This is a genomic window from Desertihabitans brevis (genome assembly GCF_003327535.1).
GTDB classification, from domain to species: Bacteria; Actinomycetota; Actinomycetes; order Propionibacteriales; family Propionibacteriaceae; genus Desertihabitans; species Desertihabitans brevis.
This window is the reverse complement of the sequence record NZ_QOUI01000001.1, coordinates 667,409-693,481: the sequence shown is the minus strand read 5'-3', so window position 1 is coordinate 693,481 and position 26,073 is coordinate 667,409. Positions and strand designations below refer to the sequence as shown.

Here is a 26,073-nt window from a genome sequence, read left to right as displayed (position 1 = left end):
TGGCGCCTGCGGTGCGCAGTAGGTTGGAGCGATGACGGATCCCCGTGACCTCGAGGAGCTGTCGGCCGCCGATCGGTTCAGCCGCTTCCGGCAGCGCCAGGCCAGCCCCGCCCTGGCCGACTTCGCCGACACCTTCGCCTTCCCCCTCGACGAGTACCAGCTCGAGGCCTGCCGTGCCGTCGAGCAGGGCTCGGGGGTCCTGGTGGCCGCGCCCACCGGCGCCGGCAAGACGGTGGTCGGGGAGTTCGCGGTGCACCTCGCCCTGCTGCAGGGGCGCAAGGCCTTCTACACCACGCCGATCAAGGCGCTGTCGAACCAGAAGTACGCCGACCTGGTGCGCCGCCACGGCGCGGAGAACGTCGGCCTGCTCACCGGGGACACCAGCCACAACTCCGAGGCCCCGGTGGTGGTGATGACCACCGAGGTGCTGCGCAACATGATCTACGCCGGCTCGCGCACCCTGGACAACCTCGGCTACGTGGTGATGGACGAGGTGCACTACCTCGCCGACCGCTTCCGCGGACCGGTCTGGGAGGAGGTCATCATCGGGCTGGCCGACTCCGTGCAGGTGGTGGCGCTGTCGGCGACGGTGAGCAACGCCGAGGAGTTCGGCGAATGGCTGGGCGAGGTCCGTGGCGAGATGGCCCTGGTGGTCTCCGAGCGCCGGCCGGTCCCGCTCTTCCAGCACGTCCTGGTCGGCCGGGAGCTGGAGGACCTGTTCGCCGACGTCGCCCCCACCGCGGTCACCGACGGCGCCGCCCCGGAGCGGCCCGACGTCAACCCGCGGCTGCTGCGGATCGCCAAGTCGGAGACCCGCGAGGTCCGCGACGACGCCCGGCGCCCGCGCGGACGCAGCGGCAAGGGCAAGAAGCGCGCCGGCTACGGCTCAGGCGCCTACGGCGGCGCCGCGCACCGCGACCGCGAGGGCTCCCGCTCCGGGCTGGTGCCCAGCCGGGCGATGATGGTGCAGAGCCTGCAGCGGGCCTCGCTGCTGCCAGCCATCGTCTTCGTCTTCTCCCGCCTCGGCTGCGACACCGCGGTCCGTCAGGTGCTCGGCTCGGGCATCTCGCTGACCAACGGCCGCGAACGCGCCGAGCTGACCGACATCGCCGAGGCCTCGGTGGCCGGGCTCAGTCCCGACGACCTGGACGCGCTGGGCTACTCCGAGTTCCTCGAAGGGCTGCTGCGCGGGGTCGCCGCCCACCACGCGGGCATGCTGCCGGCGCTCAAGGAGTGCGTGGAGCAGGCCTTCGTCCGCGGCCTGGTCAAGGTCGTCTTCGCCACCGAGACCCTGGCCCTGGGCATCAACATGCCGGCCCGCAGCGTGGTGCTGGAGAAGCTCGTGAAGTTCAACGGCGAGAACCACGTCGACATCACGCCGGGGGAGTACACCCAGCTCACCGGCCGCGCCGGCCGGCGGGGGATCGACGTCGAGGGCCACGCCGTCGTCCAGTGGGCGCCCGGGCTCGACCCGCGCGCCGTGGCCGGGCTGGCCTCCCGCCGCACCTACCCGCTGCGCTCCTCCTTCCGGCCCACCTACAACATGGCCGTCAACCTGGTGGGCTCGGTGGGCCGGGTCCGCGCCCGCACCCTGCTCGAGCAGTCCTTCGCGCAGTTCCAGACCGACCGGGCCGTGGTCGGGATGGCCCGCAACCAGGCCCGCAACCGGCGCCAGATCGCCAGCCTGATGGCCGAGGCCGAGTGCGAGCGCGGCGACTTCGCCGAGTACGCCCGGCTGAGGGAGCGGATCTCGCTGGCCGAGGCCGAGGCGGCCCGGGACCGGAAGTCGGACAAGCGGGCGGAGGCGCTGCAGGCGCTGCTCGAGCTGCGTCCCGGCGACCTCATCCGGGTGCCGGCCGGCAAGTCGACCGGGTGGGCGGTGGTGATCGACCCGGGCATCCGCAAGGACCGCAGCGAGCCCACCCCGACGGTGCTGACCGAGGAGCGCCACGTCCGCAAGCTCAGCCTGGTCGACTTCCCGGTGCCGACCACGGTGGTGGGACGGGTCCGGGTGCCCAAGCACTTCGACGTCAAGCAGCCCTCGGCCCGGCGCAGCCTGGCCGCCGCCTTCAGCTCCCGGCTCAGCGAGCTCGACCCCGACCCCAGCCGCTACCGGCGTCCCGGCATGGACGCCGAGCGACGCGAGGAGATCGGCCGGTTGCGCGCGGAGCTGCAGGCCCACCCCTGCCACCGCTGCCCCGACCGCGACGCCCACGCCCGGCTGGCCGAGCGGGCGCTGCGGCTGGAGCGCGACAACGAGCAGATCGAGTCGCGGGTCCGGCGGCGCACCAGCGGCATCGCCACCCAGTTCGACCGGATCTGCCAGGTGCTGGGGGCGTTGGGCTACCTGGTGCCGCCGGCCGCCGCACCCGAGGCCGAGCTGGACGAGTGGGTGGTCGGGGAGGCCGGACGGATGCTCTCGCGGATCTACAGCCAGCTCGACCTCGTCACCGCCGAGTGCATCCGCCGCGGGCTGCTGGACGGCCTGGACGCCCCCCAGCTGGCGGCGGTGCTGTCCACCTTGGTCTACGAGTCGCGGCGCACCGACGGCACCCGCTTCACCCCGCGGATGCCCGACAGCGTCAGCGAGGAGGTGATGACCCGGGTCCGCGCGGTCTGGCGGGAGGTCAGCCGGCTCGAGCGCGACGCCCGGCTGGAGCGCGGGCCCGAGCCCGACGTCGGCTTCGCCCGGGCCGCCGCGCAGTGGACCTCCGGGCGTCCGCTGGGCGACGTGCTGGAGATGACCGGGTTGACCGCCGGCGACTTCGTCCGCTGGGTGCGTCAGGTGCTCGACCTCGCCGACCAGGTGGCCGGGGCGACCACCGACGACGGGCTGCGGGCCACCTGCCGGGAGGTGGTCGCCTCGATGCGACGCGGGGTGGTCGCCTTCGTCCCCGACGAGGAGGAGGAGCCCGACGACCTCGACGAGTCCTGGGAGGACCGCACCCCGGTTTGAGGTCGCTCCGGGGCCGGCTTTGCGCACCCGGTTACCGTGGCGCCTGGTGGCCGCAGCCACCACGACGGATCCGGGAGGGGGGCGGACATGCGCGGCGCGCTGAGGGTGGTGCCGTTCGCCCTCCTGGTGGTCGGCGCCACGGGGGCCCTGCTGGTCGGCTGCTCGATCTCCGACGCCGCGGGCCCGCGGAGCCCCGCACCACCCAGCAGCACCGGGCCGTCCGGCCCGCAGGCCACGGCCGCGCGGGCGCCCGGCGAGGCCGGTGAGGAGGAGGACGGGCCGTCGAACGGGCCGACCGGGTCGGGCACCGACCCGGCCGTGGCCGAGGCGCTGGACTGCCTGCAGGGCTCCTGGACGATGACCTCCTTCGCCGTCGAGACCGAGGACTCGGTGATGAGCCACGGCCGCGGCGGCGACGTCGAGTTCGTCTTCGGGCCCGACCGCTGGCGGATGAGCGACGACGGCGACCGCCCGGTGGCGGTCTCCATCGGACGCCGTGACGCCCAGCTCTCCATCGACGGGTCGGCCGAGGGCGACCTGGAGACCGACGAGGACGGGGTCCACTACGAGGTGGACGAGGCCGAGGGCGAGGTCGAGATGCTCCTCGCCGACCACACCACCACCCACCCGGTGCCGCTGCAGCACGTGGTCGGCACGGTGGTGCCCTCGGGCGCGACCACCGTCGACTGCGGCGCGGACGAGGCCACCATCAGCAGCCGTAACGCCTCGGTCAACCAGGTCCTCACCCTCGTCCGGTAGCGCTGCGGGCGCGACGCGGACGCCGACGGGGCCTCAGGAGGCCTGCGAGACCGTCGACATGTTGAAGTCGGGGACGCGCAGGGCCGGCACCCGGGTGCGGGTGAACCAGTCGTTCCACTCCCGGCACAGGGTGCGCTCGCTGACCGAGGCCTCGGTGGCCCGGCGCAGCAGCGACACCGGCGACTCGTTGAACCGGAAGTTGTTCACCTGGGCCACCACCCGGCCGTCCTCGACCAGGTACACCCCGTCGCGGGTCAACCCGGTGAGCAGCAGGGTCTCCGGGTCGACCTCGCGCAGGTACCACAGGCAGGTCAGCAGCAGCCCGCGTCGGGTGCCGGCGACCATCGCGTCCAGGTCGGTGCTGCCCCCGGCCTCGATCAGCAGGTTGTCGGTGGGGAAGCACAGCTCCTGACCGGCGGGGGTGCGCGGGGTGACCAGGTGCTCCAGGACGCCCTCGCGCAGCCACTCCACCCGCCCGACCGGGGCGCCGTTGTCGAAGACCGACACCATCCCGGCCTCCGGCGCCCGCACCACGGCGTGCCGGGGTGCCTCCATCCCCTCGGCCCCGGGGTCGGAGGCGATGGTGATCGGCAGGGTGGCCAGCCGCTCGCCGATCCGGCTGCGGCCCGGCTCGCCGGCGAAGACGTTGCGGCCCTCCTCGGCGTCGCGCCGCGACATCGTCCAGTAGGCGTAGATCATCAGGTCGGCCACCGCCGACGGCGGCAGCAGCACCTCGTAGCGCCCCGCGGGCAGCTCGACCGCGCGCTCGGACCAGCCGAGCCGGCGGTCCAGCTCGGCGGCCAGCGCGTCCACGTCGAGCTCGGCCGGGTCGGCCCAGGACTGCCCGACCCACACGCTGGCCGGCGGCAACGACCCGCCCGCGGGGCGCTTGACGTTGATCTCCACCCGTCCCATCCGGTCCACGCTGCGGCGGCGGACGCCGGCGGTGGTGGCCAGCCAGGTGGTGGTGACGACGTGCTCGGCGAAGCCGAACCAGGCGGTGCCGGCATCCGCGGCCCCGCGCAGGTGCCGGCCGAGCGCGCCGGCGAAGACGTCGAAGACCTCGATCCCACCCGCGGCGGCTGCCTGCTCCCAACCCGGTCCGACCTCGCCGGGGACGAGGTCGAGGGCGTCCTCGGCCGGTGCGGAGTCCGCGGCCGCGGCCACGGCCCGGGCCACCAGCGGGTCGACGTCGGCCTCCCCGGTCAGCGGACCGGAGGCGATGCCCACCGCCACCCCGCCCGGGACGGCCACGTGCGCCACCACCGTCAGGGTGCGGTCGTGGGTCTGGCCGTTGGTGGTGAGCGAGCTGTTGGCCCAGCGCAGGTTGGCCCCGACCGACTCGTCGACCACCACCGAGCCGGCGTGCGGGGCGAGCGCCGCCACCGCGGCCTCGGCCCAGGCGGCCACCCGGTCCTCGGTCAGCAGGGCGTCGGTGCCGGTGTCCTGGCCCATCACAGACCTCCCTCCTCGCGGGCGTTGAGCACGTTGACCCCGCGGAACAGGGCCGAGGGGCAGCCGTGCGAGACGGCGGCCACCTGCCCGGGCTGGCCCTTCCCGCAGTTGAAGGCGCCGCCCAGCCGGTAGGTGTCCGGCCCGCCCACCGCCTCCAGCGAGCGCCAGAAGTCGGTGGTGGTCGCCTGGTAGGCGACGTCGCGCAGCTGCCCGGCCAGCCGGCCGCCGCGGATCCGGTAGAACCGCTGCCCGGTGAACTGGAAGTTGTAGCGCTGCATGTCGATCGACCAGGACTTGTCGCCGACCACGTAGACGCCGTCGTCGACCCGGGAGATGAGCTCCTCGGTGCTCACCGGGTCGGGAGCCGGGCGCAGCGAGACGTTGGGCATCCGCTGCAGCGGCAGGTGGCCGGGGGAGTCGGCGAAGGCGCAGCCGTTGGAGCGGCCGAACCCACCGCCGCGGGCCATCTGGCGGTTGAGCTGGTAGCCGACCAGGGTGCCGCCGGAGACGATGTCGAACTCCTGCGCGGCCACCCCCTCGTCGTCGACGGCGACGGTGGCCAGCCCGTGCGGGGTGGTCCGGTCGCCGGTGACGTGCATGACCTCGCTGCCGTAGTGCAGGGTGCCCAGCTGGTCGGGGGTGGCGAAGGACGTCCCGGCGTAGGCCGCCTCGTAGCCCAGCGCCCGGTCGTACTCGGTGGCGTGGGCGACCGACTCGTGGATGGTCAGCCAGAGGTTGGTCGGGTCGATGACGAGGTCGAGCCGCCCGGCCTGCACCGAGGGCGCCTTGACGTGCTCGGCCAGCAGCTCGGGCAGCTCGGCCACCTCGGCGTCGAGGTCCCAGCCGGTGCCGGTGAGGTACTCCCAGCCCCGACCGGCCGGCGGGGCCAGCGTGCGCATGGTGGAGAAGCCGTCCGGGCCGACGCTGGTGGCGGTGATCTCGGGGTGCACCCGCACCCGCTGCTGGACGGTGCGGGTGCCGGCCACGTCGGCGTAGAACTTGTTCTCCTGCACCGCGTGCAGCCGCGCCTGGACGTGGTGCACGCCGTCGGCGGCCAGCAGTCGCTCGCTCAGGTCGGTCAGCCGGGCCTGCTTCTCGGCCTCGGCCACCGAGAACGGGTTGACCTCGTAGGCCGAGCACCACTCCAGCCGGTGCACCGGCTCCTCGGCCAGCTCCACCCGGTCGGTGCTCAGCGCCGCCGAGACCACCGCGGTGCTCACCGCCTGCGAGGCCAGCGTCCGGGCGGCGTCGGTGGTCAGCGTGATGCCGGCGGCGAAGCCCCAGCAGCCACGGTGGACGACCCGTACCGACATCCCGAGGACGGTGCTGGTGCTGCTGCGCTCCAGCCGGGCGTCGCGCAGGGCGGTCTCGCCCTCGGTGATCCGCTCGATCCGGACGTCGGCGTGCTCGGCGCCGAGGTCGCGGGCCCGGCTCAGCGCGGCGTCGGCCAGCTCGTCCAGCGGCAGCGCGGTGAAGGTCTCGTCGACGGCGTGCGCGGCGCTCGGGGAGGACATGGGACGCACACTAGTGAGGGCGTCCCGGCTCGGTAGGTTGGGGGCATGCCCGAGCCCGGAACGTCTGCCGCCGGACGGCGCGCACCCGCCCGCCCGACCGTGGGAGCCGGCCGGTGAGCGTGGCGGTCCGCGTCATCCCGTGCCTGGACGTGCACGCCGGCCGGGTGGTCAAGGGGGTCAACTTCACCGACCTGCGCGACGCCGGCGACCCGGTCGAGCTGGCCCGGGCCTACGGCGCGGCGGGCGCTGACGAGCTGACCTTCCTCGACATCTCCGCCTCCTTCGAGGGCCGCGAGACCACCCGCGAGGTGGTCGGCCGCACGGCCGAGACGGTGTTCATCCCGCTCTGCGTCGGCGGCGGGGTGAGCGGCCCGGCCGACGTGGACGCGTTGCTGCGCGCCGGCGCGGACAAGGCCGCCATCAACACCGGCGCGATCGCCCGACCGGAGGCGATCGCCGAGATCAGCCGCCGCTTCGGCAACCAGGTGCTGGTGCTCTCGGTGGACGCCCGCCGCGACCCCGCGCAGCCGTCCGGGTTCGGCGTCACCACCCACGGCGGACGCCGCGACGCCGGACTGGACGCGCTGGAGTGGGCCCGGCGCGGTGCCGAGCTCGGGGTGGGGGAGATCCTGCTCAACTCGATGGACGCCGACGGCACCACCGCCGGGTTCGACCTGGAGATGATCCGGGCCGTGCGCGCGGTGGTCGACGTCCCGCTGATCGCCTCCGGCGGCGCCGGCACCGCCCGGCACTTCGTCGAGGCGGTGGAGGCGGGCGCGGACGCCGTGCTGGCGGCCAGCGTCTTCCACTACGGGACGCTCTCGGTCGCCGAGGTCAAGGACGCCCTGGCCGCCGCCGGGCACCCGGTGCGCCGCGACGACCTCGCCGTGGCCGGCCCGTCCGCCGCGACCACCTGACCCCTCCGGACGGGGTCGATCCCCGCGGCGGGGGTCTGGGAGGATGCCGCCATGACGAGCGAACGCGTGGTGTGGCTGCCCTACCCCGATCTCGAGACGGCGGAGGCCGCCGTCGGCGAGCTGCCCGAGGGCGTCCGCTTCGAGCCGTGGGTCAAGGCGACCGAGCTGCCGGAGTCGGTGGCCGACGTCGAGTTCGCGGTGGTGCCCTACATGACCTCCACCGAGGCGTTGGACCGCGCCGGGGAGATGACCTCGCTGAAGGTGCTGCAGCTGCAGTCGGCCGGCTTCGAGAACGTGCTGCCGCGGGTGCCCGACGGCGTGACCCTGTGCAACGGCGGCGGCATCCACGACACCTCCACCGCCGAGCTGGCGATCGCGCTGGCCCTGGCCAGCGGGCGCCGGCTCGACCGCTTCGCCCGCCAGCAGGCCGACCGGCAGTGGGCGCCGGCCTGGGGCCGCTCGCTGGCCGACCAGCACGTCGGCATCCTCGGCTACGGCCGGATCGGGCAGGCCATCGAGGCCCGGCTCGCCGGCTTCGAGGTGGCCTCGGTGACCCGCTTCGCCCGCCGCCCGCGCACCGAGCCGGAGGTGCTGGCCGTCGACGAGCTCGCCGACCGGCTGCCCCGGATCACCGTGCTCTTCGTCATCACCCCGCTGACCGACCAGACCGAGGGCCTGCTGGACGCCGCCATGCTGGCCCGGCTGCCCGACGACGCGCTGGTGGTCAACGTCTCCCGCGGCAAGGTGGTCGACACCGACGCGCTGCTGGCCGAGACCTCGTCGGGACGGCTGTCCGCCGCGCTCGACGTCGTCGACCCCGAGCCGCTGCCCGCCGACCACCCGCTGTGGGACGTCCCCAACGTGGTCCTCGCCCCGCACGTCGGCGGCTACTCCAGCGCCTTCGAGCCGCGCCGGGACCGGCTGGTGGCCGCCCAGCTGCGCCGGTTCGCCGCCGGTGAGCCGCTGGAGAATGTGGTCAACTGAACCCATGTCCTGCCTGTTCTGCCGGATCGTCGCCGGTGAGCTGCCCTCACGGCAGGTGCACGCCGACGAGCACGCCGTGGCCTTCCTCGACATCGCCCCCTTCCACCGCGGCCACACCCTGGTGGTGCCGCGGCGCCACGTGGAGTCGGTGCTCAGCGCCGACGGGGCCTGGACGGAGATCGCGCCGGCGGTGGAGACCTGCGCCCGGCTGCTGCGCGACCGGCTGGGGTGCGCCGGGCTGAACGTGTTCAGCTCCGCCGGCGAGGTGGCCGGGCAGGAGGTCGGGCACCTGCACGTGCACCTGGTGCCGCGCTACACCGCGGCGCCGGGTCTGCGCGGGCTGCTGGAGAAGACCGCCGACCCCGACGAGCTGGACGACGTGCACCGCGAGCTGACGGCGTGAGCGCTGCTCCGACGCCGACGACCGCCACCGGGAGCCGCGTCGGCCGCTGGGCGGTCGAGCTGCTGCCGCCGTTCGTGGCGGCGCTCGTGGTGCTGCCGTTCGTCATCTCCGGGGGCCGGGCCTGGCCGTGGGTGCCGGCCACCATCGACCTCGACGTCTACGTCCTCGCGGTCCGCGACATGCTGGCCGGTGGCAACATCTACACCACCCAGAGCCCCGGCTACGGGCTGTTCTTCATCTACCCCCCGGTGGCGGCGGTGCTGATGACGCCGCTGGCGTTCGGGCCCTACGCGCTGTGGCAGGTGCTGTGGACGCTGGCCGGGGTGGCCGCCCAGCAGTCGGTGCTGCGCCGCTGCGGCGCCCCGCGCGGGTGGCGGTTGGCGCTGCTCGGGGTCGTCGTGGTGCTGGCGGTGGAGCCGATCCGCACCACGCTGGGCTACGGCCAGGTCAACACCTTCCTGATGTTCCTCGTGGTGGCCGACCTGCTGCCCGATGCGGAGGGGGAGCGGCGGTGGTGGCCGCGGGGCTCGCTGATCGGGCTGGCCGCGGCGATCAAGCTGACCCCGGCGCTGTTCGTGCTGCTGCTGCTCGCGCTCGGACGCCGCCGCCCGGCGCTGGTCGCGATCGCCTCGTTCCTGGCCTTCACCGTGGTCGGGGCGATCGCCCAGCCGGCCCGGACGCTGGAGTTCTTCGGCGGGCTGGCGATGGGCGACACCCGCACCGCCGGACCGATCTACGTCGGCAACCAGTCCCTGCTCGGCGTGGTGGCCCGGCTGCTCGGCGACTCCCGGCCGCTCACCCTGGGCGGGCTGGCGCTGGCCGGGGTGGTGGCGCTGCTGTCGGTGGTGGTGGCCCGGCACTGGTGGCGGGCCGGCCACCAGGTGTTCGCGGTGGCGCTGGTCGGGATGGCGACCTGCCTGGCCTCGCCGCTGTCGTGGACCCACCACCACGTGTGGGTGGTGGTGCTGGCGATGGCGCTGCTGACCGCCTGGCGGGACGGCCGGATGCCGCGGTGGCTGCTGGCCGTAGGCGGGTTCTGGGTGCTGTGGGTCTCGATCTGCCTGCCGCTGGCGACGCTGCCCTACGGCCAGGACGTGGAACGCTCCTACGGCCCGCTGCAGGACCTCGTCGGCAGCCTCGGCCCGCTCACCGGGCTGGCGCTGCTGGTGGTGCTCGCCGTGCAGCAGCTGCGGGCGTCCCGGTCGGTGGCGGCGTCCGCCCCGCCCGGGTCCTGAGAACCGACACCCAGGCCCGGCTGCTGGACGCCCTCGGCCGCCGGCCCTGGACGCCGGTCACACCCGGCGGGTGAGGATCACCCACACCGTGCGGACCATGATCTGCAGGTCGAGCACGGGGGACCAGTCGGCCAGGTAGTGCAGGTCGTGGCCCAGCTTGTACTCGATGTGGGTGTGGTAGCGCCCGTACACCTGGGCCAGCCCGGTGATCCCGGGCAGCGTCTGGTGCCGGCGCCGGTAACCGGGGAAGGCGCGCTCGTAGGCCTCCATCTCCTCCGGCCGCTCCGGGCGCGGGCCGACGATCGTCATGCTGCCCTGCAGCACGTTGAGCAGCTGCGGCAGCTCGTCCAGCCGGGTGGCGCGCAGCCAGGCCATCCCGCGCAGCACCCGCGGGTCGTCGGCGGCGGCCTGCACCGGGCCGGTGGCGCGCTCGGCGTCCACGCCCATGGTGCGGAACTTCAGCATCCGGTACGGGCGGCCCTCGAAACCGACCCGGTGCTGGACGAACAGCAGCGGGCGTCCGGCCACCACGGCCACGTAGAGCGTGGTCAGCAGCCCCAGCGGGATGGTCAGCGGCGCGGTCACCAGCAGCACCAGCAGGTCCATCCACCGCTTGAGCCGGTGCTGGGAGGGGGTGAGGGCGTGGGTGGACAGCAGCACGAACGGCATCCCGCCCAGCTCGCCCACGTTGCGCAGCCCGAGCAGCGAGTCCTGCGGGCGGACGATCTGCAGGGTGGCGATGCCGGCCCGTTCCAGGTCGGCCAGCGCCGAGGTGTAGAGCGCCTCCAGCGAACCGGCGTCCAGCAGCACGACGTCGGTGGCGCCGACCCGGCGGGCGCGGGCGACGATGTCGACCACGTCGGGGCAGTGCCCGGCGACCGTCACCTTCTCCCCGGTGGCGCTGAGGTGCTGCTGAGCCAGCGCCACCGTGGTCGGCTCGCCGACCAGCAGCACCCGCGGCGGTCCCTCGCTGCGCAGCCGCAGCCGGCGCGAGACCGCCCGGTTGGCCACCAGCCCGAAGGGGCCGACCACCCCGTAGACCAGCAGCACGCTGCGGGGGATCAGGTACTCGCCGTTGAGCCAGCTGATCAGACCGACCAGCAGCGAGGCGAACCAGACCAGGGTGATGATCCGGGCCGCGTTCGGCCGCACCCCGAGCCGGTGCTCGCGGTCGTACAGCCCGCCGAAGTAGAAGACGGCCAGGTGCACCAGCACCACCAGCGCGTAGGTCCAGGCGTAGCGCTCGGCGTAGGCGGCGGCGTTGAAGTCGGTGCGCAGCAGCACGAGCACCCCGGTGACCAGCCACAGGGTGAGGTAGACGCTGAGCGCGTCGGCCAGGTGCAGCAGCCGCAGCCCGCGGCGGTTGAGCGCGCGCAGCACCCGGACCCGTCGGGGGGTGGCGGGCGTCCGCGCTGGCTCGGTCACGGCGTCAGCGGTCGGTGTGGCCGAGGTCGCGCCCGGGGTCGACGACATCGCGCACCCGACGCTTGAGCTCCTTGGCCTCGGGGAACCCGCCGTCACGGCGCCGCTCCCACACCACCGTGTCGCCCACCCGCACCTCGAACACCCCGCCGGTGCCGGGGGACAGCGTCACCTCCAGGTCGGTGCCGAAGCTGGTCAGCAGCTCCCCGGCCAGCCAGGACGCCCGCAGCAGCCACTGGCACTGGGTGCAGTAGGTGATCCGCACGCTCGCGCGGGTGCCCGGGCCAGGGGCGTCAGGTGCGTCCGCGGGGACGGGTCCGGAGCTGGTCATCGCTGCCCATCCTCGCCCATCGGCGACGAGTCGCGGACACGCCACGACGCGTCCGGGCGACGGATTACTGTGACGTCCATGTCGATCGACTCCGCGCCAGCCCCCACCCGCAGCGACATCAAGCCCCGCTCCCGGGCGGTGACGGACGGCCTCGAGGCCACCGCCGCCCGCGGCATGCTGCGCGCGGTGGGCATGGGCGACGACGACTTCGCCAAGCCGCAGATCGGCGTCGCTTCCAGCTGGAACGAGATCACCCCCTGCAACCTCTCGTTGGACCGGCTGGCCAAGGCCGTCAAGGACGGCGTCCACGCCGCCGGCGGCTACCCGCTGGAGTTCGGCACCATCTCGGTCTCCGACGGCATCTCGATGGGCCACGAGGGCATGCACTACTCGCTGGTCAGCCGCGAGATCATCGCCGACTCGGTGGAGACGGTGATGGAGGCCGAGCGGCTGGACGGCTCGGTGCTGCTGGCCGGCTGCGACAAGTCGCTGCCCGGCATGCTGATGGCGGCGGCCCGGCTCGACCTCGCCTCGGTGTTCCTCTACGCCGGCTCGATCCTGCCGGGCAAGGTGGACGGCCGCGACGTCACCATCATCGACGCCTTCGAGGCGGTCGGCGCCTGCGTCAAGGGGCTGATCAGCCGCGACGAGGTGACCCGGATCGAGAAGGCGATCTGCCCCGGCGAGGGCGCCTGCGGCGGCATGTACACCGCGAACACGATGGCCAGCGCCGCCGAGGCGCTCGGCATGTCGGTGCCCGGCTCAGCCGCCCCGCCGGCCGTCGACCGCCGCCGCGACGGGTTCGCCCGTCGCAGCGGCGAGGCCGCGGTGGGGATGCTGCGCCAGGGGATCACCGCCCGCCAGATCCTCACCAAGGAGGCCTTCGAGAACGCCATCGCGGTCACCATGGCCTTCGGCGGCTCCACCAACGCGGTGCTGCACCTGCTGGCCATCGCCCACGAGGCCGAGGTCGACCTCACCCTCGACGACTTCATCCGGATCGGCAAGAAGGTGCCGCACCTGGGCGACCTCAAGCCGTTCGGCCGGTTCGTGATGACCGACGTCGACCGCGTCGGCGGCGTGCCGGTGGTGATGAAGGCCCTGCTCGACGCCGACCTGCTGCACGGCGACTGCCTCACCGTGACCGGCAAGACGATGGCGGAGAACCTCGCCGACATCGCCCCGCCCGACGTCGACGGCACCATCATCCGCGCCCTCGGCCAGCCGATGCACCCCACCGGCGGCATCACCATCCTCAAGGGCTCGCTCGCCCCCGAGGGTGCGGTGGTCAAGAGCGCCGGGTTCGACACCGAGGTGGTCACCGGCACCGCCCGCGTCTTCGACGGCGAGCGCGCCGCGATGGACGCCCTGGAGGACGGCACCGTGACCGCCGGCGACGTCGTCGTCATCCGCTACGAGGGACCCAAGGGCGGCCCCGGCATGCGGGAGATGCTGGCCATCACCGGCGCGATCAAGGGCGCCGGGCTGGGCAAGGACGTCATGCTCATCACCGACGGCCGCTTCTCCGGCGGCACCACGGGGCTCTGCGTCGGCCACATCGCCCCCGAGGCGGTCGACGGCGGTCCGATCGCCTTCGTCCGCGACGGCGACACCATCACCCTCGACGTCGCCCACGGCACCCTCGACCTGCATGTCGACCCCGCCGAGCTGGCCGTCCGCGCCGAGGGCTGGACACCGCGCCCGCCGGCCGACCGGGCCCGCCGCGGGGTGCTGAAGAAGTACTCCGCGCTGGTCCGCTCGGCCAGCGTCGGCGCGATCACCGGCTGACGGTGGCCGACGAGGCGATCCGGACCGCCACCGCGGAGGACTGGCCACGGATCTGGCCGATCTTCTCCGCGGTGGTGGCCAGCGGAGAGAGCTACGCCTACCCCGAGGACCTCACCGCCGAGCGGGCGGCCGAGCTGTGGCTGGAGCGGCCGCCGGGACGCACGGTGGTGCTGGAGGAGGACGGCCGGGTCCTCGGCACCGCCAAGATGGGTCCGAACCGGCCCGGCCGGGGCGACCACGTCGGCACCGCCAGCTTCATGGTCGACCCGGACGCCCGCGGGCGGCAGGTGGGCCGCCGGCTGGGGGAGCACGTCGTCGACTGGCACCGCCGGCAGGGCTACCGCGGCATCCAGTTCAACGCGGTGGTGGAGACCAACACCGCCGCGGTCAGGCTGTGGCAGAGCCTGGGGTTCGAGGTCGTCGGCACCGTCCCCGGTGCGTACCGCTCGGCCGGCTCGGGCTACGTCGGCCTGCACGTGATGTACCTGCCGCTGGTCTGAGCGCCGCTGTTCTGGGCACCCCTGGACCGGCGCCCGGGATCGGTCCCGACTCCTCCCTGGTTCCGGGCGCGTGCACGGCCCGCGCACAGCCGGCCGCGTCATGCTGGTCCCATGACCGAGCGCCGACCCGACACCAGCCCCGAGGTGGTCTTCGTCGGCGGCGTGCCCGGAGCCGGCAAGTCGACCGTGCTGCGGAGGCTGCCGGCCACGCCCGGGACCACCGTGCTCGACCCGGAGCAGGTGACGGCCGCGCTGCGGGCCCGGCTCGGCCCGGCGGTGCCCTACCGCTGGCTGCGGCCGGTGGTGCACGCGGTGCAGTACCTGCGGGTGCTCGGCCACCTGCTGGCCCCGCGGCCCGACCTGCGCCGGCTGCTCGTCCACGACACCGCGACCCGGCCATGGCTGCGCCACCTGGAGGCCCAGCTCGCCCGCCGGTGCGGCTGGCGCACCACGCTGGTGCTGATCGAGACCAGCCGGGCCGAGGCGCTGGCCGGGCAGCGGGCCCGCGGACGGGTGCTCGACCCCCGCCGCTTCGACGGCCACTGGGAGCGCTGGCTCCGGCTCCGCGCGCAGCTCGGCGCCGATCCGGTCGTGCCTCCGCAGCCGCCCTGGGACCGGGTGGTGCTGACCACCCGGGTCGGCGCCCCGGACGTCCTCCGCTCCCAGCCGACCGCGCTGGGCGCCTGAGCGACCGGGCCGGCCACGGGGTCGTCGTCCGGCGCGCCACGATGGTGTGGTGCCGGAGGGTGAGAGCGTGTACCGGGTGGCCCGGCGCCTCGACGCGGCGCTGCTCGGTCGTCGTCTGGCGCGGGCAGACGCACTGGGTGGCCGGCCGGCCGCACCGGGCCTGCCTGCGCTGCGGCACGCCCGTCGCGGTCGTCGCCGAGGTGGGCGGCGACCCGGAGCGCCGCCGCACCCGGTGGCGCCCGCGCTGCCGGCCGGGACCCGGGCCCGACCGCCGCTGACCGGCTGCAGCGGCCCTCGCACGGACGGGTTCTGTCGGTGCCGTCGGGTAGGAAGGAGGGGTGCAGCCCTCCCTCTTCGACACCGCCCCCACCACCGCCGCGGCCCCCGAGCCGCCGGTGCGGGTGCCGCGGCTGCTCCAGGTCCGCCGGATCTGGGCCGAGGCCGCCGCCGCGGAGTCCCCGCGCGGGCAGCAGGTACTGGCCCGGTTCCCCGACGCCGAGGTCGTCCCGGTGGCCTCGCACTGGCAGATCCCCGAGCTGCACGGCAACGCCGGCAACGTCGAGCGCTGGGTCCGGGTGAAGACCGAGGACCTGGTGCTCGGGGTGAAGAAGTCCCTGCAGACCCGGCCCAACGGGCGCTCGGCCGACTTCATCGCCCCCTCGGCGTCCAACGGCTGCGCGATGGCCTGCGCCTACTGCTACGTCCCGCGCCGCAAGGGCTACGCCAACCCCGTCACGGTGTTCACCAACATCGAGGCGATCACCGCCCACCTCGGCCGCCACATCCGCAAGCAGGGGCCGAAGACGACGCCCAACCAGTGCGATCCGGAGTCCTGGGTCTACGACCTCGGCGAGAACAGCGACTGCTCGGTCGACGCCGCGATCAGCGACAACGTCGCCGACCTCGTGGCGGCCTTCCGGCAGTGGCCGACCGCGAAGGCCTCCTTCGCCACCAAGCACGTCAACCGCGACCTGCTGCGGCTCGACCCGCAGGGCCGCACCCGCGTCCGGTTCTCGCTGATGCCCGAGACCGATGCCCGCCTGCTCGACCTGCGCACCTCCCCGGTCGCGGAGCGGATCGCGGCGGTCGACGACTTCGTGGCCGCCGGCTACGAGGTGCACCTCAACTTCTCACCGGTGGTGCTGCGACCGGGCTGGCAGGACGACTGGCGCGAGCTGCTGCGCCACCTGGCCGACGGGCTGGGGGAGCGGGCCCGGGCCCAGGCGGCGGCCGAGGTCATCATGCTCACCCACAACGCCGGCCTGCACGAGGTCAACCTCGGCTGGCACCCGAAGGCGGAGGAGCGGCTCTGGCGTCCCGACCTGCAGGAGGTGAAGCGGTCGCAGAACGGTGCGGAGAACGTGCGCTACCGGGTCGCCCTCAAGCGGCGCGCGATCGCCGAGCTGACCGCGCTGGTGGAGCAGGAGACGCCGTGGCTGCGCATCCGCTACGCCTTCTGAGCCGACCTGGACCACGACGCGTCCGGCTGCGGGCCGGGCCCGTGGGCGTCCGGGATGCGGACGTCTGGTCCCGACCGTTGACACGAGGGGGCGGATGGGGGACGGTGGTCCCGTGCAGCAGATCGTCCTCGTACTCCCCAGGCGTGTCGGCCGGTAACCCACCGTCGTCGACACGCTCCCTCGTGTGCCCACCCGGGCTGCGGGGGTTTTTTGTTGCACCAGCACCGGCCGCCCCCGGCGGCCTGACGTCAGAGGAGATGATCGGCCCATGTCGAGCAGGGAGGCTCTCGCCGTGACCACCACCCCCGCCACCGTCACCGGCGCCGTCGCCGGCACCGGCGAGCTCATCACCGGGTCCGAGTCGCTCGTGCGCTCGCTGGAGAAGGCCGGCGTGGAGGTGATCTTCGGGATCCCCGGCGGGGCTATCCTGCCCGCCTACGACCCGCTCTTCGACTCCTCGATCCGCCACATCCTGGTCCGCCACGAGCAGGGCGCCGGGCACGCCGCCGAGGGCTACGCGGTGGCCACCGGCAAGGTCGGCGTCTGCATGGCCACCTCCGGACCCGGGGCGACCAACCTCGTCACCCCGCTGGCCGACGCGATGATGGACTCCGTGCCCGTGGTGGCCATCACGGGCCAGGTCGCCGGCCGTTCGATCGGCACCGACGCCTTCCAGGAGGCCGACATCCGCGGCATCACCATGCCGATCACCAAGCACAGCTTCCTCATCACCGACGCCGCCGACATCCCCGAGGCGATCGCCGAGGCCTTCCACCTGGCGCGCACCGGACGTCCCGGACCGGTGCTGGTCGACATCACCAAGGACGCCCTGCAGGCCAAGACCACCTTCAGCTGGCCGACCAGCATCGACCTGCCCGGCTACCACCCGGTCACCCGCCCGCACGCCAAGCAGATCCGCGAGGCCGCCCGGCTCGTCGCGGCCGCCCGCCGTCCGGTGCTCTACGTCGGCGGCGGCGTGGTCAAGGCCCGCGCCGCGGAGGAGCTGGCCGAGCTGGTCGAGCTGACCGGGATCCCGGTGGTCACCACCCTGATGGCCCGCGGCGTCTTCCCCGACAGCCACCGGCTCAACCTCGGCATGCCCGGGATGCACGGCACCGTGGCCGCGGTCGGCGCGCTGCAGCGCAGCGACCTGCTGATCAGCCTCGGCGCCCGCTTCGACGACCGGGTCACCGGCGAGCTGTCCTCCTTCGCGCCGAACGCCCGCGTCATCCACGCCGACATCGACCCGGCGGAGATCTCCAAGAACCGCACCGCCGACTGCCCGATCGTCGGCGACGTCAAGGAGGTGCTGACCAGCCTGGTGGCCCAGCTCGGCGAGACCGAGCTGCCCGACCTGACCAGCTGGCAGCAGCAGCTGCTCGACATGGAGGCCCGCTACCCGACCGGCTACGACGAGCCCGACGACGGCACCCTCTCCCCGCAGCAGGTGATCCGGCGGATCGGCGAGCTGACCGGCCCGGAGAACGCCTACTGGGCCGCCGGGGTCGGGCAGCACCAGATGTGGGCCGCGCACTTCCTGCCGCACGAGCGTCCGGGCCGCTGGCTCAACTCCGGCGGCGCCGGCACCATGGGCTACTGCGTGCCGGCCGCCATGGGCGCCCAGGTCGGCCAGCCCGACGCGGTGGTGTGGGGGATCGACGGCGACGGCTGCTTCCAGATGACCAACCAGGAGCTGGTCACCTGCGCCCTGGAGGGCATCCCGGTGAAGATCGCCGTCATCAACAACCAGTCGCTCGGCATGGTGCGGCAGTGGCAGACGCTGTTCTACGGCGGGCGCTACTCCAACACCGACCTCAAGACCCATCTGGTCCCCGACTTCGTCAAGCTCGCCGAGGCGATGGGCTGCGTCGGGCTGCGCGCCAGCACCGCCGAGGAGGTCGACACCGTGATCAACCAGGCGCTGGCGATCACCGACCGCCCGGTGGTGGTCGAGTTCATCGTCCACAAGGACGCCATGGTGTGGCCGATGGTCCCGGCCGGCACCAGCAACGACGCCATCCAGTACGCCCGCGACATGGCCCCGCAGTGGGACGAGGAGGAGCTGTGAGCACCCACACCCTGAGCGTCCTGGTGGCCGACCGGCCGGGTGTGCTGGCCCGCGTGTCGGCGCTGTTCTCAAGGCGCGGGTTCAACATCGACTCCCTCGCCGTCGGCCCCACCGAGCAGGAGGACATCTCGCGGATCACCCTGGTGGTCGACGCCGAGGAGCACACCGTCGAGCAGCTGACCAAACAGCTCAACAAGCTCGTCGAGGTGATCAAGATCGTCGAGCTCGAGCCGGACGCCGTCCGCCAGGAGCTCATGCTGATCAAGGTCGCCACCGACGCCGCCACCCGCAGCGACGTGCTGGAGGTCATCCAGCTGTTCAAGGCCAAGGCCGTCGACGCCACCAACGAGGCGATCGTGGTGATGGCGACCGGCAGCCCGGAGAAGCTGCAGGCCATGCTCACCATGCTGGAGCCGTTCGGCGTGCGCGAGCTGGTGCAGTCCGGGCTGGTCGCCCTCGGCCGCGGCCCCCGCTCCATCACCGACCGCAGCACCCGGGCGGACCGCCAGCGGGTGCGGGTGGTCTGAGCGACCACCGCCTGGTCAGCGCGCCGGCCCGGCAGTCGACCCCGATAACGTCACGCCCCAGGCGCGAGCCGCGACAGCGGGCGTGATCCACCACCCAGCAGCAACCCAAGGAGATGCACCCGTGGCAGCACAGATGTTCCATGACGACGACGCCGACCTGTCGGTGATCCAGGGCCGCACCGTGGCCGTCCTCGGCTTCGGCAGCCAGGGCCACGCGCACGCCCTGTCGCTGCGCGACTCCGGCGTCGACGTGCGGATCGGGCTGCCCGAGGGCAGCCGCAGCCGGGAGCGGGCCGAGGCCCAGGGTCTGCGCGTCCTCACCCCGGGCGAGGCCTGCGCCGAGGCCGACCTCATCATGGTCGCGGTGCCCGACCACCTGCAGCGCCAGCTCTACACCGAGGCGATCGAGCCCAACCTGCAGGACGGCGACGCGCTGTTCTTCGCCCACGGCTTCAACATCCGCTTCGGCTACGTCACCCCGCCGCAGGGCGTCGACGTGGCGATGGTCGCCCCGAAGGGTCCCGGCCACCTGGTGCGCCGCGAGTACACCGAGGGCCGCGGCGTCCCGGTGCTGGTCGCGGTCGAGCAGGACGCCTCCGGCCAGGCCTGGGAGCTCGCGCTCTCCTACGCCAAGGGCATCGGCGGGCTCCGGGCCGGCGGCATCAAGACCACCTTCACCGAGGAGACCGAGACCGACCTGTTCGGCGAGCAGGCCGTCCTCTGCGGTGGCGCCAGCGCGCTGATCCAGGCCGGGTTCGAGACCCTGGTCGAGGCCGGCTACCAGCCGGAGGTGGCCTACTTCGAGTGCCTGCACGAGCTCAAGCTCATCGTCGACCTGATGTACGAGGGCGGCATCGCCAAGCAGCGCTGGAGCATCTCCGACACCGCCGAGTACGGCGACTACGTGTCCGGGCCGCGGGTCATCGACGCCCGGGTCAAGGAGAACATGAAGGCCGTCCTCACCGACGTGCAGAACGGCACCTTCGCCCAGCGGTTCATCGACGACCAGGACGCCGGCGCGCCGGAGTTCAAGAAGTTCCGCGCCGAGGGCGAGCAGCACCCGATCGAGTCCACCGGCAAGCAGCTGCGCAGCATGATGGCCTGGGTCAAGAGCCACGACGACGACTACGTCGAGGGCACCGCCGCCCGCTGATCGATCTCCGACGGCCGACCGGCCCCGGGTCCCGCCCGCCACAGCGCGTGCGGGGCCCGGGGCCGCTCGCGTCCGGCGCGAGTCGAGCCCGGGTGGTTCAGCGCGAGCGGAGCCCGGGTGGTTCAGCGCGAGCGGAGCTCGGGTGGTTCAGCGCGAGCGGAGCTCGGTGGTTCAGCGCGAGCGGAGCTCGACGTCGAGGACGACCTGGTCCGACTCCGGGGGGACGGCGGTCGCCATCCGCCACCGGTACGGCGGCAGCTGCCCCTCGACCCGGAAGCCGATGTCGCTGCGCACGCAGTGCCACTTGTGGTCCGGGGGCAGCGGGCTCGGCACCCGCTGGCAGGGCCCGTAGGACTCGTCCAGGGCCGCGATCACCTGGTCGTCGAGCTCCAGCGGGTACCGCACCAGCGCCGACAGCTGGATGTCGTGGGTCTCGATGTAGTGGCCCTCCTCGACGACCGTGCCCGCGGGCAGCTCGAAGCCCAGCACCGCCTCCACGTGGTCGAGCGTGGGCTCGCACTCGTGGCCGAGCCACGTCGTCGTGCACCGGCTGCCGTGCTCGTCGGTGAAGGAGGCGTAGGGCAGCCCCCACGCGGCCGCCTGGCTCCACAGCAGCAGCGTCGTGACCAGCACCGCACCCACCGCGACGGCGACCGCCATCAGGCGGCGCGAGACGCGTTCGGCCAGGGGGGCACGGCTCATGGGGACAGCATCACCTGCCGACGACGGGCCTCAGCGGTCTCTGCAGAACTTCTGTCCGACCTCTCAGGCTCCCGCCGAGCCGCCGGGACGCACCACCGCGATGATCACCGCGGCGTCCGGGGCGACCATCACCTCGGCGCTGGTCAGCCGCGGGTCGGCCAGCCAGTCCGCGCGCACCCGGTCCAGCCGGTCGTGCACCCGCGGCGGCCAGCTGATGCTGGGGGTGAAGTCGTCCAGCACGATCATCCCGCCCGGCTCGACCAGCGCGATCACGTCGTCCCGCTCGCTCATCAGCGCCTGGGAGGCGTCGAGGAAGAGCAGCGAGAACGGCGCCGCCGACTCCAGCGCCGACCAGTCGGCGTGCAGCACGTCGATCCCGTCGCCGGCGAACATGTCGGAGACCTCGGAGGCCAGCGAGCCCTCCAGCTCGGCGGTGAGCACCCGGGTGGCGGACGGCGCACCGCTGCGCAACCAGGCCGCGCCCACCCCGCAGCCGGTCCCGCACTCGGCGATCGTGCCCTGCCGGGTGGCCGCGAGGGTCGCCAGCAGCCGCCCGGTCTCGGCCCGGGTGGCCTCCAGGTAGCCCATCGCCAGCGACTTGCGGAGGGCCTTCGTCACGAGCGAAGGGACACCGGGCAACGTGCTCACCGGCCCCAGTCTGCCGGAGCGCCGCGCGCCGGCCGCCCGGTCCGGACTGCGGACCGCGGCGGCGTCCCATGATCCGAGACGGGGCAGGCACGGGCCGCGGGGCAGATCCTCGGGCGTCCTAGTATCGCGGCACCAGGACCGTCCTCCACCCGGACGGGCCGCGTCACAGCGGGAGGAGCGAGCCGTGTACGAGATGTACCCGCACACCTGGGGCGAGGGCCGCCTCGAGGAGACCGGCCAGGACGCCCGCCTGCGCGAGCAGCCCGTCCCGCGCCGCCGGCCCCGCCGCGAGCACTCGGTCGCGCCCCGGGTGCAGACCACCGGGCGCTGACCGGCCCGGAACCCGGCCGGGCCGACGGCTCAGCCGAGGCGCGCGGCGATGGCATCGCCGATCTCGGGGGTGGTGCGCGGGGTGCCGTCGCGGGACTCGATGTCGGCGGTCACCGCAGCCGCGACCGCGGCCGCCTGCTCGGTGCGTCCGAGGTGCTCCAGCAGCAGGCCCGCCGACAGGATCGCCGCCGAGGGGTCGGCCTTCTGCTGCCCGGCGATGTCGGGGGCCGAGCCGTGCACCGGCTCGAACATCGAGGGGTGCTCACCCGACGGGTTGACGTTGCCGCTGGCCGCCAGCCCGATGCCGCCGGTGACGGCCGCCGCCAGGTCGGTGAGGATGTCGCCGAACAGGTTGTCGGTGACCACCACGTCGAAGCGGGCCGGGTCGGTGGCGAGGAAGATCGTGGCGGCGTCGACGTGCAGGTAGTCGGTCTGCACGCCCGGGTAGTCCGCGGCCACCTGCTCGAACACCCGGTTCCACAGCCCGCCGGCGTGCACCAGCACGTTGTGCTTGTGCACCAGGGTCACCTTGCCGCGCCGCCGGGTCGCACGCTCGAAGGCGTCGCGGACCACGCGCTCGACGCCGTGGGCGGTGTTGACGCTGACCTCGGTGGCGATCTCGTGCGGGGTGCCAGGGCGGACCACGCCGCCGTTGCCGCAGTACAGGCCCTCGGTGCCCTCGCGCACCACCACGAAGTCGACCGGGCCGCGGTCGGTGACCGAGCTGGCCAGCGGCGTCGGCACGCCCTGGTAGAGGCGGCTGGGCCGCAGGTTGACGTAGTGGTCGAAGGCGAAGCGGATCTTGAGGATCAGCCCGCGCTCGAGGATGCCGCTCGGCATCGACTTGTCACCCGGGGCCGCACCCACCGCGCCGAAGAGGATGGCGTCGCAGCCGTCCAGCTCGGCCAGCACGGAGTCGGGCAGCACCTCACCGGTGCGCTTCCAGCGTTCCGCACCCAGGTCGTAGTCGACGAAGGAGAAGGCCTGCTCGCCGCAGACCGCCTGCAGCACCTTGACCGCCTCGGCGGTCACCTCGGGGCCGATCCCGTCGCCGCCGATCACGGCCAGGGTGGGGGTGCGGGCGGATCCGGCGGCCGGGTCGGGCGTCGTGGTCATTGCGCCAGGCTAGACAGCGGCCGGTGCCCGGCAGGTGCCGTCTCAGGCCCGGCGAGCGGCCCCCGGTCGAGGAGTGGAAGTCCGCCGGAACTAGTTGGACGTCCTGCTACTTTGCGGCCATGACGCTGAAGTTCGACCTGCAGCCCTCGCCCGCGCCCCGCAGCGACGCCGAGCGCGAGGCCGTACTGGCCGATCCCGGGTTCGGCGTGAACTTCACCGACCACATGGCGGTGGCCACCTGGACGGCGGCCGACGGCTGGGCCGACTCGGCGGTGGTCCCCTACGGGCCGTTCCAGCTCGACCCGGCCTCGGCCGTGCTGCACTACGCGCAGGAGATCTTCGAGGGGATGAAGGCCTACCGGCACGCCGACGGCTCGGTGTGGCTCTTCCGGCCGGAGAAGAACGCCGAGCGGTTCGCGGTCTCGGCACGCCGCCTCGCCCTGCCCGAGCTGCCGGTCGAGTCCTTCGTCGAGGCGGTCGAGGCCCTGGTCGAGGCCGACCAGGCCTGGGTGCCGGCCGGTGGCGAGGCCTCGCTCTACCTGCGGCCGTTCATGTTCGCCAGCGAGGTCTTCCTCGGCGTCCGCGGGGCGCGCAAGGTGCAGTTCTGCGTGATCGCCTCCCCGGCCGGGTCCTACTTCAGCGGCGGCGTCCAGCCGGTGCAGATCTGGATGTCGCGCGACTACACCCGCGCCGCCCCCGGCGGCACCGGGGCGGCCAAGTGCGGCGGCAACTACGCGGCCTCGCTGGTGGCCCAGGCCGAGGCGGCCGAGCACGGCTGCAGCCAGGTGCTCTTCACCGACGCCGTGGAGCGCAAGTGGGTCGACGAGCTGGGCGGGATGAACGTCTACTTCGTCACCGCCGACGACCAGCTGGTGACGCCCGCCCTGGGCACGATCCTCGAGGGTGTCACCCGCGACGCCATCCTCGCCCTCGCCCCGGAGCTCGGGCTGACCCCGGTCGAGCGCCGGGTCTCGCTGGAGGAGGTGCTCGAGGGCTGCCGCACCGGAGCCATCACGGAGATCTTCGCCTGCGGCACGGCGGCGGTGATCACCCCGATCGGCGCGCTCAAGGGCCTCGACGGCACCACCGCGGTGGCCGACGGTGAGCCGGGCCCGCGGACGCTGGAGCTGCGCCAGGCCCTGCTCGACATCCAGTACGGACGTCGGGAGGACACCCACGGCTGGATGCACCGGGTGATCTGAGCGTGGACGTCCGTCCCGCCGGCTGAGACGACGGTGGCGGGACGGAGCGCGCTGGCGCACAATCGCTGCGTGCTCCGACCCGCCGCCATTACCGGGCAGCGTGGATGACCTCACGTCGTCCGCGCTGAAACCTCCTGTCTCCGACGGGAGGTTTTTTCGTTCCCGGGAGTGCTCCGGCGCCCGAGCACCTCGACCGCAGTCCGCTGACAGGAAGACCACCGATGCTCGAGCCGATGCCCGCCCCCGGCGTGTTCCACGTCTACGACACCACCTTGCGCGACGGCGCGCAGCAGGAGGGCCTGCGGCTGACCGTGGCCGACAAGCTGCGGATCGCCGGCCTGCTGGACGAGCTGGGCGTGGGCTTCATCGAGGGCGGCTGGCCCGGTGCCAACCCCAACGACACCGCCTTCTTCGCCGCCGCCGCCCGCGGTGAGCTCAGCCTGCGCAACGCCCAGCTGGTCGCCTTCGGCGCCACGCGGCGGGTCGGGGGCCGGGCCGCGGACGACCCCCTGGTCGCGGCCCTGCGGGAGTCCCGCGCCCCGGTCGCCTGCCTGGTGGCCAAGAGCCACGCCGCCCACGTCGAGCGGGCGCTGCGCACCACGCTCGCCGAGAACCTCGCCATGGTCAGCGACACCGTCGAGCACCTGCGCTCGGAGGGGATGCGGGTGTTCGTCGACTGCGAGCACTTCTTCGACGGCTACCGCGACGACCCCGCCTACGCGCTGGAGGTGGTGCAGACCGCCGCCGAGGCGGGCGCGGAGGTGGTGGTGCTGTGCGACACCAACGGCGGCATGCTGCCGAGCTGGATGGGTGACGTCGTCTCGGCCGCCGGTGGGGTCGGGGTCGACCTCGGCGTGCACTGCCACAACGACACCGGCTGCGCGGTGGCCAACACGCTGGCGGCGGTGGAGGCCGGCGTGATGCACGTGCAGGGCACCATCAACGGCTACGGCGAGCGCACCGGCAACGCCGACCTGGTGCCCGTGGTGGCGAACCTGCAGCTGAAGTACGGCTGGCAGGTGCTGCCCGAGGGCGCCCTGGCCGAGGCCACCCGGATCTCCCACGCCGTCGCCGCGGTGACCAACGTGGCCGGCTCGCCCCGGGCCCCGTTCACCGGTTCCTCGGCCTTCGCCCACAAGGCCGGTCTGCACGCCAGTGCGATCCGGGTCGACCCCAACCTGTACCAGCACATCGACCCGGCGGCGGTGGGCAACGACATGCGGATGCTGATCTCCGACATGGCCGGCCGGGCCAACATCCAGATCAAGGGCGAGGAGCTCGGCTTCGACCTCTCCGACCGCGACCTGGCCGGCCGGGTGACCGACCTGGTCAAGGCCCGGGAGGCGGCCGGCTACTCCTACGAGGCGGCCGACGCCTCCTTCGAGCTGCTGCTGCGCGACGAGCTGGACGAGCTGGAGGAGTACTTCCGGGTGCTGCACTGGCGGGTGCACACCCACTCCGCGGCCGGGGCCCCCTCGGACTCGGAGGCGACGGTGAAGCTGCAGGCGCGCGGGGACGTCCAGCTGTTCGTCGGCGAGGGCAACGGCCCGGTGAACGCGCTGGACCACGCCCTGCGCCGGGCGCTCACCCCGGCCTTCCCGGTGGTGGACCGCTACGAGCTCACCGACTACCGGGTGCGGGTGCTGGACGGGCCGGTGGGCGAGAGGGGCGGTCACGGCACCGATGCCGTGGTGCGGGTGCTCATCGACACCACCGACGGCGAGCGCACCTGGACCACCGTCGGGGTGGGGGCCAACATCATCGAGGCGTCCTGGGAGGCACTCAGCGACGCCTACCTGCACGGGCTGGTGCACGACGTCCCGGCGCCGTCGGCCGGCACCTCGGACCGGGTGGCGGCCGGGGTCGGCACCGGGCGGGACGGCTGAGCCGCCGCCCCGCCCGCGGCCGGCAGGCGG

General features: G+C 73.7%; 23 protein-coding genes. 16 read left to right on the top strand and 7 right to left on the bottom strand.

Features of this window, described 5'->3' with window-relative positions; translation table 11 throughout:
• Positions 1-31: 31 nt before the first annotated feature.
• Complete coding sequence (locus tag DT076_RS03230) at positions 32-2,956, top strand: DEAD/DEAH box helicase (RefSeq protein ID WP_114125140.1); 2,925 nt, start codon at positions 32-34, stop codon at positions 2,954-2,956.
• Between the two features lie 87 nt (positions 2,957-3,043).
• Entirely contained in the window at positions 3,044-3,715 is a 672-nt protein-coding gene (locus tag DT076_RS03225; RefSeq protein WP_114125139.1) for a hypothetical protein, read from the top strand.
• A 33-nt stretch (positions 3,716-3,748) separates the two neighbouring features.
• Here DT076_RS03225 and DT076_RS03220 read toward each other — a convergent pair whose 3' ends face one another.
• Both DT076_RS03220 and DT076_RS03215 read right to left on the bottom strand, forming a co-directional pair.
• Positions 3,749-5,170 (bottom strand): metallopeptidase TldD-related protein, encoded by a 1,422-nt coding sequence (locus DT076_RS03220; RefSeq protein ID WP_114125138.1) that lies wholly within the window; start codon positions 5,168-5,170, stop codon positions 3,749-3,751.
• On the bottom strand, positions 5,170-6,684 hold the full coding sequence (locus DT076_RS03215; protein WP_114125137.1) for a TldD/PmbA family protein: 1,515 nt from the start codon (positions 6,682-6,684) through the stop codon (positions 5,170-5,172). The genes DT076_RS03220 and DT076_RS03215 overlap by 1 nt, the downstream gene beginning before the upstream one ends.
• Before the next feature lie 113 nt (positions 6,685-6,797).
• Between DT076_RS03215 and hisF the strand changes: the two genes are divergently transcribed.
• Genes hisF through DT076_RS03195 form a run of 4 tightly spaced genes read left to right on the top strand, consistent with a single transcriptional unit; the run spans position 6,798 to position 10,223 of the window.
• Complete coding sequence (gene hisF, locus DT076_RS03210; RefSeq protein WP_114125136.1) at positions 6,798-7,601, top strand: imidazole glycerol phosphate synthase subunit HisF; 804 nt, start codon at positions 6,798-6,800, stop codon at positions 7,599-7,601.
• Positions 7,602-7,652: 51 nt separating this feature from the next.
• Positions 7,653-8,585, top strand: coding sequence for a 2-hydroxyacid dehydrogenase (locus DT076_RS03205; RefSeq protein WP_114125135.1), 933 nt, complete (start codon positions 7,653-7,655; stop codon positions 8,583-8,585).
• Positions 8,586-8,589: 4 nt separating this feature from the next.
• Positions 8,590-8,988, top strand: a complete 399-nt coding sequence (locus DT076_RS03200; RefSeq protein ID WP_114125134.1) for an HIT family protein — start codon at positions 8,590-8,592, stop codon at positions 8,986-8,988.
• Positions 8,985-10,223 (top strand): glycosyltransferase 87 family protein, encoded by a 1,239-nt coding sequence (locus DT076_RS03195; protein ID WP_114125133.1) that lies wholly within the window; start codon positions 8,985-8,987, stop codon positions 10,221-10,223. The genes DT076_RS03200 and DT076_RS03195 overlap by 4 nt, the downstream gene beginning before the upstream one ends.
• A gap of 57 nt (positions 10,224-10,280) precedes the next feature.
• Here DT076_RS03195 and DT076_RS03190 read toward each other — a convergent pair whose 3' ends face one another.
• Positions 10,281-11,648: a sugar transferase gene (locus tag DT076_RS03190; RefSeq protein WP_158548026.1), complete on the bottom strand. Its 1,368-nt coding sequence runs from the start codon at positions 11,646-11,648 to the stop codon at positions 10,281-10,283.
• Positions 11,649-11,652: 4 nt separating this feature from the next.
• Positions 11,653-11,976, bottom strand: a complete 324-nt coding sequence (locus DT076_RS03185) for a SelT/SelW/SelH family protein (protein ID WP_114125131.1) — start codon at positions 11,974-11,976, stop codon at positions 11,653-11,655.
• A 78-nt stretch (positions 11,977-12,054) separates the two neighbouring features.
• On the opposite strand from DT076_RS03185, the gene ilvD reads away from it, so the two are divergent.
• The 7 genes from ilvD (at position 12,055) to ilvC (ending at position 20,159) form a co-directional block, all read left to right on the top strand.
• The gene (gene ilvD, locus DT076_RS03180) at positions 12,055-13,764 is read left to right on the top strand and encodes a dihydroxy-acid dehydratase (RefSeq protein ID WP_114125130.1); all 1,710 of its coding nucleotides are present in this window, start codon (positions 12,055-12,057) and stop codon (positions 13,762-13,764) included.
• Between the two features lie 2 nt (positions 13,765-13,766).
• Positions 13,767-14,264, top strand: coding sequence for a GNAT family N-acetyltransferase (locus tag DT076_RS03175; RefSeq protein ID WP_114125129.1), 498 nt, complete (start codon positions 13,767-13,769; stop codon positions 14,262-14,264).
• A 111-nt stretch (positions 14,265-14,375) separates the two neighbouring features.
• Entirely contained in the window at positions 14,376-14,951 is a 576-nt protein-coding gene (locus DT076_RS03170; protein ID WP_114125128.1) for an AAA family ATPase, read from the top strand.
• Positions 14,952-15,289: 338 nt separating this feature from the next.
• Complete coding sequence (locus DT076_RS03165) at positions 15,290-16,411, top strand: spore photoproduct lyase family protein (RefSeq protein WP_114125127.1); 1,122 nt, start codon at positions 15,290-15,292, stop codon at positions 16,409-16,411.
• Positions 16,412-16,703: 292 nt separating this feature from the next.
• The gene (locus DT076_RS03160) at positions 16,704-18,479 is read left to right on the top strand and encodes an acetolactate synthase large subunit (protein WP_233493592.1); all 1,776 of its coding nucleotides are present in this window, start codon (positions 16,704-16,706) and stop codon (positions 18,477-18,479) included.
• A complete protein-coding gene (gene ilvN, locus DT076_RS03155; RefSeq protein WP_114125125.1) occupies positions 18,476-19,006 on the top strand; it encodes an acetolactate synthase small subunit in 531 nt (176 codons plus the stop codon). The genes DT076_RS03160 and ilvN overlap by 4 nt, the downstream gene beginning before the upstream one ends.
• Positions 19,007-19,127: 121 nt before the next feature.
• Positions 19,128-20,159: a ketol-acid reductoisomerase gene (gene ilvC / locus DT076_RS03150; RefSeq protein ID WP_325048347.1), complete on the top strand. Its 1,032-nt coding sequence runs from the start codon at positions 19,128-19,130 to the stop codon at positions 20,157-20,159.
• Between the two features lie 171 nt (positions 20,160-20,330).
• Here ilvC and DT076_RS03145 read toward each other — a convergent pair whose 3' ends face one another.
• The gene (locus tag DT076_RS03145; RefSeq protein WP_114125123.1) at positions 20,331-20,861 is read right to left on the bottom strand and encodes a hypothetical protein; all 531 of its coding nucleotides are present in this window, start codon (positions 20,859-20,861) and stop codon (positions 20,331-20,333) included.
• 63 nt (positions 20,862-20,924) lie between these two features.
• A complete protein-coding gene (locus DT076_RS03140; protein WP_114125122.1) occupies positions 20,925-21,509 on the bottom strand; it encodes an O-methyltransferase in 585 nt (194 codons plus the stop codon).
• A gap of 184 nt (positions 21,510-21,693) precedes the next feature.
• Between DT076_RS03140 and DT076_RS19285 the strand changes: the two genes are divergently transcribed.
• Positions 21,694-21,840, top strand: coding sequence for a hypothetical protein (locus DT076_RS19285; RefSeq protein ID WP_158548025.1), 147 nt, complete (start codon positions 21,694-21,696; stop codon positions 21,838-21,840).
• Between the two features lie 29 nt (positions 21,841-21,869).
• Here DT076_RS19285 and DT076_RS03135 read toward each other — a convergent pair whose 3' ends face one another.
• Positions 21,870-22,955 carry a 3-isopropylmalate dehydrogenase gene (locus DT076_RS03135; RefSeq protein WP_114125121.1) on the bottom strand — a complete coding sequence of 362 codons (1,086 nt, stop codon included), beginning with the start codon at positions 22,953-22,955 and terminating at the stop codon, positions 21,870-21,872.
• A gap of 119 nt (positions 22,956-23,074) precedes the next feature.
• Between DT076_RS03135 and DT076_RS03130 the strand changes: the two genes are divergently transcribed.
• Together DT076_RS03130 and cimA are read left to right on the top strand one after the other, a co-directional pair.
• Positions 23,075-24,157, top strand: coding sequence for a branched-chain amino acid aminotransferase (locus DT076_RS03130; RefSeq protein ID WP_114125120.1), 1,083 nt, complete (start codon positions 23,075-23,077; stop codon positions 24,155-24,157).
• A 221-nt stretch (positions 24,158-24,378) separates the two neighbouring features.
• Complete coding sequence (gene cimA, locus DT076_RS03125) at positions 24,379-26,043, top strand: citramalate synthase (RefSeq protein ID WP_233493591.1); 1,665 nt, start codon at positions 24,379-24,381, stop codon at positions 26,041-26,043.
• The last annotated feature ends 30 nt before the right edge of the window (positions 26,044-26,073 follow it).

Coding starts and splice junctions, on each gene's coding strand:
- DT076_RS03230 (WP_114125140.1), top strand. CDS start 32: ATGACGGATCCCCGTGACCTCGAGGAGCTGTCGGCCGCCGATCGGTTC.
- DT076_RS03225 (WP_114125139.1), top strand. CDS start 3,044: ATGCGCGGCGCGCTGAGGGTGGTGCCGTTCGCCCTCCTGGTGGTCGGC.
- DT076_RS03220 (WP_114125138.1), bottom strand. CDS start 5,170: ATGGGCCAGGACACCGGCACCGACGCCCTGCTGACCGAGGACCGGGTG.
- DT076_RS03215 (WP_114125137.1), bottom strand. CDS start 6,684: ATGTCCTCCCCGAGCGCCGCGCACGCCGTCGACGAGACCTTCACCGCG.
- DT076_RS03205 (WP_114125135.1), top strand. CDS start 7,653: ATGACGAGCGAACGCGTGGTGTGGCTGCCCTACCCCGATCTCGAGACG.
- DT076_RS03200 (WP_114125134.1), top strand. CDS start 8,590: ATGTCCTGCCTGTTCTGCCGGATCGTCGCCGGTGAGCTGCCCTCACGG.
- DT076_RS03185 (WP_114125131.1), bottom strand. CDS start 11,976: ATGACCAGCTCCGGACCCGTCCCCGCGGACGCACCTGACGCCCCTGGC.
- ilvD (WP_114125130.1), top strand. CDS start 12,055: ATGTCGATCGACTCCGCGCCAGCCCCCACCCGCAGCGACATCAAGCCC.
- DT076_RS03170 (WP_114125128.1), top strand. CDS start 14,376: ATGACCGAGCGCCGACCCGACACCAGCCCCGAGGTGGTCTTCGTCGGC.
- DT076_RS03145 (WP_114125123.1), bottom strand. CDS start 20,861: ATGAGCCGTGCCCCCCTGGCCGAACGCGTCTCGCGCCGCCTGATGGCG.
- DT076_RS03135 (WP_114125121.1), bottom strand. CDS start 22,955: ATGACCACGACGCCCGACCCGGCCGCCGGATCCGCCCGCACCCCCACC.
- DT076_RS03130 (WP_114125120.1), top strand. CDS start 23,075: ATGACGCTGAAGTTCGACCTGCAGCCCTCGCCCGCGCCCCGCAGCGAC.
- cimA (WP_233493591.1), top strand. CDS start 24,379: ATGCTCGAGCCGATGCCCGCCCCCGGCGTGTTCCACGTCTACGACACC.